The 9301-nt window shown below is 63.6% G+C and carries 8 protein-coding genes; 2 read left to right on the forward strand and 6 right to left on the reverse strand.

Translation table 11 applies throughout. From position 1 onward, the window contains the following. Nucleotides 1-96: 96 nt before the first annotated feature. The 6 genes from ACW9JE_RS25425 to kdpF form a co-directional block, all read right to left on the reverse strand. Entirely contained in the window at nt 97-789 is a 693-nt protein-coding gene (locus tag ACW9JE_RS25425) for a response regulator (RefSeq protein ID WP_457434300.1), read from the reverse strand. 48 nt (nt 790-837) lie between these two features. Beyond that, entirely contained in the window at nt 838-3501 is a 2664-nt protein-coding gene (locus ACW9JE_RS25430) for a DUF4118 domain-containing protein (protein WP_457434301.1), read from the reverse strand. Between the two features lie 127 nt (nt 3502-3628). Further along, complete coding sequence (gene kdpC, locus ACW9JE_RS25435; RefSeq protein WP_457434302.1) at nt 3629-4174, reverse strand: potassium-transporting ATPase subunit KdpC; 546 nt, start codon at nt 4172-4174, stop codon at nt 3629-3631. Between the two features lie 145 nt (nt 4175-4319). Beyond that, entirely contained in the window at nt 4320-6377 is a 2058-nt protein-coding gene (gene kdpB, locus ACW9JE_RS25440; protein WP_457434303.1) for a potassium-transporting ATPase subunit KdpB, read from the reverse strand. A gap of 24 nt (nt 6378-6401) precedes the next feature. After that, the gene (gene kdpA, locus ACW9JE_RS25445) at nt 6402-8096 is read right to left on the reverse strand and encodes a potassium-transporting ATPase subunit KdpA (protein ID WP_457434304.1); all 1695 of its coding nucleotides are present in this window, start codon (nt 8094-8096) and stop codon (nt 6402-6404) included. An 8-nt stretch (nt 8097-8104) separates the two neighbouring features. Then, nucleotides 8105-8194 (reverse strand): K(+)-transporting ATPase subunit F, encoded by a 90-nt coding sequence (gene kdpF / locus ACW9JE_RS25450; protein ID WP_032830911.1) that lies wholly within the window; start codon nt 8192-8194, stop codon nt 8105-8107. Nucleotides 8195-8426: 232 nt separating this feature from the next. Here kdpF and rfbC point away from each other — a divergent pair, with 232 nt between their 5' ends. Together rfbC and ACW9JE_RS25460 are read left to right on the forward strand one after the other, a co-directional pair. Next, on the forward strand, nt 8427-8972 hold the full coding sequence (gene rfbC / locus ACW9JE_RS25455) for a dTDP-4-dehydrorhamnose 3,5-epimerase (protein WP_457434305.1): 546 nt from the start codon (nt 8427-8429) through the stop codon (nt 8970-8972). 103 nt (nt 8973-9075) lie between these two features. Then, nucleotides 9076-9243 carry a DUF2897 family protein gene (locus ACW9JE_RS25460; RefSeq protein WP_175378676.1) on the forward strand — a complete coding sequence of 56 codons (168 nt, stop codon included), beginning with the start codon at nt 9076-9078 and terminating at the stop codon, nt 9241-9243. The last annotated feature ends 58 nt before the right edge of the window (nt 9244-9301 follow it).

Consider the following 9301-nt stretch of genomic DNA (forward strand, 5'->3'; position numbering starts at 1 on the left):
CACAGGGTTCGGGGGTGGACACAGAATTTGTGCACGACGTCGATCAACTGTGGGAGCGGGCTTGCCCGCGAAGGCGTCAGTCCAGCCACCGCAATGCTAACGATCACTCAACAACCGATACCCCACCCCCGCCTCGGTCACGATGAACCGCGGCTTCATCGGATCATCCGCCAGCTTCTGACGCAAATGCCCGACTACGATCCGCAGGTAATGGCTGTCCTCGGTATGAGTCGGCCCCCAGATGTCCTTGAGCAGTTGCTGCTGGGTGATGACCCGCCCCGGATGGCGCGCCAGTTGCGCCAGCACCGCGTATTCCTTGCGGGTCAGGGCGATTTCGTTGCCGTCGAGCAATACCCGGCGATAGGCCAGGTCCACCGTCAGCGGGCCGAAATTCAATGCCGCTTGCTGGGCCTCGCCCACCGGCGCCTGGCGTAGCAACGCACGAATTCGTGCGAGAAACTCCTGAATGCCGAAAGGCTTGGTCACATAGTCGTTGGCGCCACCATCCAGCGCCTCCACCTTCTGCCCTTCTCCGGCGCGCACCGAGAGCACCAGCACCGGCACCGTCGACCATTCGCGAAAATTGCGCAGCACCTGCTGGCCATCCATGTCCGGCAGTCCGAGGTCGAGCACCAGCAGATCCGGTTTGTTCAGCGCCGCCTGGGCCAGCCCTTCGCTGCCGGTTCCGGCTTCCAGCACTTTGTAGCCTTGGGAAGCGAGACTGATGCGCAGGAATTTGCGGATCTGCGGTTCGTCGTCGATGACCAAAATGGTCGCGGTCTGGCTCATGGATTCACATCGAAATGAAGAAGTGGCAAGAGAGTAACGCAAGCAGGATCAGGCTTCACTTTCATTGCCGTCCGAGTAGCCAGGCTGAGCCTGCAACGGCAAGTGCAGGGTGATGCAGGTGCCGCGTCCTTCGATGCCGTCCTCGACGCTGATCCGCCCGCCATGGGCGCCGACCATGCCCTGACAGATCGCCAGCCCGAGCCCGGTGCCCTGCCCGCCCCGATCCCCGCGGGCGGCGGTGTAGAACATGTCGAAAATCTTCGCCCGGTCCGCCTCGGGAATCCCCGGCCCTTCATCGCTCACCGAGAAAAACAGCTCGGCGTCATTAGCTCCGGCGCGCAATTGCAGGCGACCGTGAGGCGGGGAAAAGCGCGCGGCGTTTTCCAGCACGTTGACCAACGCCTGCTCGATCAGCGCGGCGTGGACAAACAGCAGCGGCAGCTCGGCCGGGACCTCGGCGCTGACCTGCAACGGCGCCAGCACCGCGCGCAGGCGATTGAGCGCGCTGCCGACGATGTCCGCCGGCGAGACCCAGTCCCGCGCCAGCTTCAGCGCGCCATGGCCGAGACGGGTCATGTCCAGCAGGTTCTGAATGTAGCGGTCGAGACGTTCGGCTTCATCGCGGGTGCCTTCGAGCAGCTCGCGGCGATCCTCCAGCGGGATCGCTTCGCCCAGCGCCAGCAGGCTGTCGATGCTGCCGCGCATGGAGGTCAGCGGCGTGCGCAGATCGTGGGACACCGAGGCCAGCAAGGCGCTGCGCAGTTGTTCGGTTTCGCCGTGCAGCCGCGCCGCTTCCAGGTCATCGGCCAATTGCGCACGGGCCAGCGCCTGGGCCAGCGGCTGGCTCAGGGCCGTCAGCAGGCGCCGGCGCTGCCCGCTCAGGGTCTGGCCTTCCCGGGCACAGACACCGAGCAGCGCCAGCGGGCCGTCCTCCACCGACAGCGGCCACCACCACCAGCGTCCGAACGGCAGCGTGCCGGTGCCCGCGCCCGCCGGTTGGTCGTGTTGCCAGGCCCAATCGGCGGCGGCGCGCTCGGCTTCGGTGAACTCCAGCGGGCCACCGGTTTCGACTTTCCAGCCGCTGGGACCGTCGCGGTTGAGCAGGCACAACTGCAGGTCGCTCCAGCCGTTGAGGTGCTGGGCGGCGGCGCTGACCACGGCCTGACGGTCGGTGGCGGCGGTGAGTTTGCGCGACAGGTCGAGCAGTTCGCTGGTCTCTTCCTGGGTGTCGCGCAGGGCCTGCAATTGCCGGCGCTGGCGCGCGGCGAGATTGCCGGTAAGCGCCGCCATCAGCAGGAAGAACAGCAAGGTCAGCACGTCTTCCTCGCGCTGGATGCTGAAGGAGAAATTCGGCGGGATGAACAGGAAATCGTAGGCGAGGAACGAGAGTGCGGCGCAGGCCAAGGCAGGTCCGAGGCTGCTGCGCACGGCCACCAGCAACACCGCGGCAAGGAAGACCAGGGAGATATTCGGCAGTGGCAAGGCGTGGGCCACCACCCAGGCCAATGCGCTGGCCAATACCGTCGCCACCACCGCCAGGGCGTAATCGAACCACACCAGCGGCTGCATCGAGCGCTGGCGTGGCGGGTGCTGTTCGTGATCACTGTCGAGGACGTTGATTTCAAGGCCCTTGGCATTGCGCAGCAAGCGCGCCGCCAGGCCTCCACCGAACAGACGCCTGCGCAAACGTGTTCGGGATTGACCGACCAGAACGAGGGTCGCGCGACGTTCGGCGGCATGCTGGATGAGGGTTTTCGCCACCTCGCCGGCCCGCAGCAGCACCACTTCGCCGCCGAGGCGTTCGGCCAGTTGCTGGGCGCTTTGCAGGCGCAGGCGCGACTGCTCGTCTGCGCCGCTGCCGTTGTCCACATGCACCAGGCTCCACGGCAGATGCCGGCGCTGGGCGACGCGGCTGGCATGCCGCACCAGCCGTTCGGCCTGGTGATCGCCATCGACGCCCACCAGCAAACGACCGCGCACCGCAGGCGCCGCCTGACCGAGCTGGCGATAGTTCTGGGTCAGATCGTTGTCGACCTGGGCCGCCGCGGTCTGCATCGCCAGCTCGCGCAACGCGGTGAGGTTGGTCTGGGTGAAAAACGCATCGATCGCCGCCCGCGCCTGCTCCGGCACGTAGACCTTGCCGTCACGCAAACGCTCGAGCAGCTCGCGCGGTGGCAAGTCGATCAGCAGCAGCTCGAAGGCTTCCTGCAGCACCCAGTCCGGCAGGGTTTCGCGCACCTGCACGCCAGTGATGCCGCGCACCTGATCGTTGAGACTTTCCAGGTGCTGGACGTTGACCGTGGTGTAGACGTCGATCCCGGCGGCGAGCAGTTCCTGAATGTCCTGCCAGCGCTTTGCGTGGCGGCTGCCGGGGGCGTTGCTGTGGGCCAGTTCGTCCACCAGCACCAGCTTCGGCTTGGCGGCGAGCAGGCCATCCAGGTCCATCTCTTCGAGCATCACGCCGCGGTATTCCGAGCGCAGCAGCGGCTGCTGCGGCAAGCCGCCGAGCAGCGCTTCGGTCTCGGCCCGACCATGGGTTTCGACCACACCGGCGATGAGCTTCACTCCCTGGCGTTGCTGGGTGTGGGCGGCTTGCAGCATGGCGTAAGTCTTGCCGACACCGGGCGCGGCGCCGAGGAAAACCTTGAGCCGGCCACGGCCTTCGCGGGGCAGGTTGGCTAACAGCGCGTCGGCGCGGCCGGAGTCGCTCATGCTGGGGTCTCTTTTTCAGATGTTGATGTGGGGTCTGTGAGGCAGTCTTCGAGAGCAAGCCCGCTCCCACAGGGAAACGCATTCCAAGGTGGGAGCGGGCTTGCTCGCGAATGGCAGCACCAGCGAATTACAGTTTTTCCAGCGCCATGTTCAGCGTCAACACGTTCACAACCGGCGGCCCCACCAACGGCTGCTCGATGTGCGCCTCCAGCAGATTCTGCAACGTTGACACCGGCAAATTGCGCGCCGCCGCGACACGCGCCAGTTGATAGGCAATCGCCGCCGGTGGCAAGTGCGGATCGAGGCCGCTGCCGGAGGTGGTGACCAGCGCCAGCGGCACCGGGCCTTGTCCTGGCACCAGCAGCTTGTTGGCATCGTCGATCACGCGGGTGGCCAAGGCCGGGTTGCTCGGCGACAGGTTGCTGGCGCTGCTCGACACCGTGGCAAAGGCACCGGCCGATGGCCGTGGGTGGAACCAGGCATCGCCGACGAAATCCTGGGCGATCAGCGAAGAACCGCGAACCTTGCCCTCGGCATCGCGAACCAGGCTGCCGTTGGCCTGATCGGGGAATGCGACCTGGGCCACGCCTGTGACCACCAGGGGGTAGGCGACACCGGTGATCAGGGTCATCAGCACGAGCAGGCTCAGGGCCGGGCGTATCATTGTGGACATTTCAAAATCCTCGAATTAGGTAGAAACCCTGTAGGAGCTAGCTTGCTCGCGATGGTGGTCAACGATGACGCTGGCTGCCTGACACCCTGCGGTGTTCTCAGGTGCATCGCGAGCAAGCTCGCTCCTACAGGGGAGTGGGTTGTCGTCAGACCAGATGCAACGCCGTGAGCAACATATCGATCGCCTTGATCCCCACAAACGGCACCAGAATCCCGCCCAACCCATAGATCAACAGATTGCGTCGCAACAACGCCGCCGCACTCGCCGCCTGCACCCGCACACCACGCAGCGCCAGGGGAATCAGCACGACGATGATCAGGGCGTTGAACACGATCGCCGAAAGAATCGCGCTCTGCGGGCTGCTCAGGTGCATGACGTTGAGCACGCCCAGTTGCGGATAGATCGCGGCAAACAGCGCCGGCAGGATCGCGAAATACTTGGCCACGTCGTTGGCGATGGAAAAGGTGGTCAGCGCACCACGGGTCACCAGCAACTCCTTGCCGATCTGCACCACGTCCAACAGCTTGGTCGGGTCGCTGTCGAGATCGACCATGTTGGCCGCCTCCCGCGCCGCTTGCGTACCATCGTTCATCGCCATGCCGACGTCCGCCTGAGCCAGCGCCGGGGCATCGTTGGCGCCGTCGCCGCACATGGCAACCAGGCGACCGTCGTTCTGCTCATGACGAATGCGCGCCAGTTTTTTCTCCGGCGTGGCCTCGGCCAGCACGTCATCCACACCGGCTTCGGCGGCAATCGCCGCGGCGGTCAGCGGGTTGTCGCCAGTGACCATGACTGTGCGAATCCCCAGCTTGCGCAGTTCGGCAAAACGCTCGCGGATACCGGGCTTGACCACGTCCTTGAGGTGGATCGCACCGAGCAACTTGCCATCGGCGCAGACCAGCAACGGTGTGCCGCCGCTCTGGGCGATCTTGTCGATTTCCCGGGACAGCGCCGGTGCCAGGTCGGCGCGTTTCAGGCCGACGAAGGCCAACAGCGAATCCACCGCGCCCTTGCGAAACACGCGGCCCTGATAGTCGACGCCGGATAACCGGGTTTCGGCGCTGAACGGCACGGCAGTCAGCAGCTCACTGGCCGGCTCAGGCTGCGGTTGTGTGTTGCGCAGGTATTCGACGATGGATTTACCCTCCGCCGTGTCGTCGGCCAGGGAGGCGAACAAGGCACCCTCCGCCAGCTCCCGTGTGGTCACGCCCGGCGCCGCCACTACAGCCGCGCAACGACGATTACCGAAGGTGATGGTGCCGGTCTTGTCCAGCAACAGGACGTGCACGTCCCCCGCCGCTTCCACCGCGCGACCGGACTTGGCGATCACGTTCAGGCGCACCAGACGGTCCATGCCGGCGATACCGATGGCGGACAACAGGCCGCCGATGGTGGTCGGAATCAGTGTGACCAACAGCGCCACCAGGAACACCAGCGGCAGGCTGCCATTGGCGAAGTGCGCGAAAGGCTGCAGGGTCACGACCACCAGCAGGAAGATCAGGGTCAGGCCGATCAGCAGGATGTCGAGCGCCACTTCGTTCGGGGTTTTCTGGCGTTTGGCGCCTTCGACCAGGGCGATCATGCGGTCCAGGGTCGACTCACCGGGGTTGGCGGTGATCTTCACCAGCAGCCAGTCGGAGACCAGCCGTGTATTGCCGGTGACGGCCGAGCGATCGCCGCCGGACTCGCGGATCACCGGCGCCGATTCACCGGTGATCGCCGCTTCGTTGACCGCCGCGATGCCTTCGATGACCTCGCCGTCACCGGGTATCATTTCCCCGGCTTCGACCCGCACCACATCGCCCTTGCGCAGGCTGCTGGCGGGCACCACCTGAAAGCTGCCATTGCCGGTTTTGCGACGGGCGCTCAAGCCTTCGCTGCCGGCCTTGAGACTGTCGGCCCGAGCCTTGCCGCGACCTTCGGCCAGGGCTTCGGCGAAGTTGGCGAACAGCACGGTGAACCACAGCCATACGGCGATTTGCGCGGCGACGAAGGTCGGCACCGCGGTGTCCGGCACGAAGCACAGCACGGTGGTGAGGATCGCCGTCAACTCGACCACCAGCATCACCGGCGCACGCTGCAATTCCCGGGGGTCGAGCTTGACGAAGGCCTGTCGCAGCGCCGGGCGCCACAGGGCCGAGATCGCGGTTTTCGATTGCTCCGCTGCCTTGGCAGGAGTGGGTTTGATTGCAGGCATATTCATGATGCAGCTCCTAAATAGAGAGGCTTAGAAGCCCATACTCAGATGTTCAGCGATTGGACCCAACGCCAGGGTCGGCAGAAAGGTCAGGCCACCCACCAGCAAAATGGTCACGGTCAGGAGGGTCACGAACAGCGGGCCGTGGGTCGGGAAGCTGTTTTGGCCGATCGGTGCGGTTTTCTTCATCGCCAGGCTGCCGGCCAGGGCCAGTACCGGGAGGATGTAACCGAAGCGCCCGATCAACATGCCCAGGCCCAGCATCACGTTGTGGAACGGCGTGTTGGCACCGAAACCACCGAAGGCGGAACCGTTGTTGGCGCTGGCCGAGGTGTAGGCGTAAAGCAGCTGGCTGAAACCATGGGCGCCGGGGTTGCTCACCGAAGCCACCGGCCCAGGCAGGCTCGCGGCAATCGCGCCGAGCACCAGCACGCCAATCGGCATGACCATCAGGGTCACCACCAACAATTGCACTTCCCGGGCCTGCAGTTTCTTGCCGAGGTATTCCGGCGTGCGGCCGATCATCAGCCCGGCGAGGAACACCGCGATCAGCACGTTGAGCAGCATGCCGTAGAGGCCCGCCCCCACGCCGCCGAAGATCACCTCGCCGACCATCATGTTCACCAGCGCGACCATGCCGCTCAGCGGGTTGAGGCTGTCGTGCATGCCGTTGACCGAGCCATTCGAGGCCGCCGTGGTGGTGACCGACCACAGCACCGTGGCCGTGGTGCCGAAACGCGCTTCCTTGCCTTCCAGCGGCGCGGTCTGCTCGACCGCGGCGTTGTTCAGCGCGGGGTTGGGCTGATACTCGGCCCACAGCGACGTCGCGCCGCCGATCAGGAACAGCGCCAACATGCAGGCGATGATCGCGCGGCTCTGGCGCAGGTCCTTCACGTAATGGCCGAAGGTGAACACCAGCGCCACCGGAATCAGGATGATCGACGCCAGCTCGAAAAGGTTGGCCCAGGCCGTCGGGTTCTCGAACGGATGCGCCGAGTTGACGCCGAAGAAGCCACCACCGTTGGTTCCCAACTGCTTGATCGCAATCTGACTGGCCGCCGGACCCAGCGGAATCACCTGATCGACGCCTTGGACGGTCACCGCATTCACATACTGCGCAAAGGTCTGCGGCACGCCCTGCCACACCAGATACAGCGCCAGCAGCAGGCACAACGGCAGCAGCCCATAGAGGGTGGCGCGGGTCATGTCGACCCAGAAGTTGCCCAGGGACTGAGTGGATTTGCGCCCGATGCCACGGCACAACGCAACCAGCACCGCCAGGCCAGTGGCGGCGCTGACAAAGTTCTGCACCGTGAGGCCGACCATCTGGCTCAGATAGCTCAGCGACGCCTCGCCGCTGTATGCCTGCCAGTTGGTGTTGGTCATGAAACTGATGGCGGTATTAAACGCCAGCGTCCACTCCTGCCCCGGCAGGTGTTGCGGGTTCAGCGGCAGGTGATCCTGGAACAGCAGAATCGCGAACAGCAGCAGGAAACCCGCGAGGTTGAAGGCGAGCAAGGCCAGGGTGTACTTCTGCCAGCTCTGCTCAGCCTGCGGATCAACCCCGGAAAGTCGATAACACCCACGCTCCACCGGCCCGAGAATCGGCGTGAGCCAGGTGCGCTGCCCTTCCATCACCTTGTAATAGAAGCGCCCGAGAAACGGCGCCGGAACCAATACCACCGCAAAAAACGCGAGGATCAGCCAATAGTCATAACTGTGCATAGCCGCTCCTAGCTCCGGTCCGCGCGCAACAGCGCAACCAACAGATAAATGAACAGCCCCACTGCCAGCAGCAGCGACACCCCGTCCAGAACGCTCATGGAAGATCTCCGTGTTACGGCTTGTTGCCGCTTGTGGAGTTATTGTCGGGAGGGAGGGTGTAAAGGAGCGAGATCGAGGGGGTGGGTGGGGTATAAAGAAAGTGTAAAGAGTGGGCTTATAAGGTTGTTATGACGAAGCTGGAGGTATGTGCGAAGTGCACTTACGACTCGCGTCCAGTCGAACTTTGAGCAAGAATGACGACCATCGAAACCTATATGCTGGAGAAGCACCATGAATGTAGTCACCACCGACCTACCCGGCGTTCTGATCATCGAACCGAAGGTTTTTGGTGATGAGCGAGGTTTCTTTTATGAAAGCTTCAATGCAAAAGCTTTCAAAGACGCGACTGGTCTGGATACCCAATTCGTTCAAGACAATCACTCGCGCTCTCAGAAAGGTGTATTGCGCGGCCTGCATTACCAACTGGAGAACACGCAAGGCAAGTTGGTGCGGGTGACCGCCGGCGAAGTACTGGACGTTGCGGTGGACATTCGCCGCAGCTCACCGCATTTCGGAAAGTGGGTCGCTGTACGCCTGTCGGCAGAAAATCACCGCCAACTCTGGGTTCCGGAAGGCTTCGCCCATGGCTTTGTGGTACTGAGTGACTTCGCCGAATTCCTCTACAAGACCACCGACTATTACACCCCATCTGCCGAACGCAGCATTCGCTGGGATGACCCGGATCTGGGCATCGACTGGCAACTGAACGAAGCTCCGCAACTCTCTGCAAAAGATCAGGCGGCAGCGTACTTCAAGGATGCCGAAGTCTTTTCCTGAGTTCAGGTTCAAAATTGAACCAGCGAGGGGAAAAAAAGCTCAATACTGGTAAGCAACAACGACTGGCACCCCCGCCACTCGGCCTGTCCTGAAGGAGAGCCCCATGCCCTGGTATGCCTGGTTGATACTGATCGTTGCAATTGGCTCGATCGTTGGCGGATTGATGATGCTGCGTGATACCGCCAACAAGGTCGAGTTGACGGAGGAACAGCGCCGACGCGTGGCCGAGCGCAATGCCGAGGCGGATGCGAAGGATGCGCAGGACCGCTAATCGCCGCAGATCAAAAGATCGCAGCCTGCGGCAGCTCCTACACGGAATTCGCGTTTCC

It is taken from the genome of Pseudomonas sp. SDO55104_S430 (assembly GCF_054070595.1).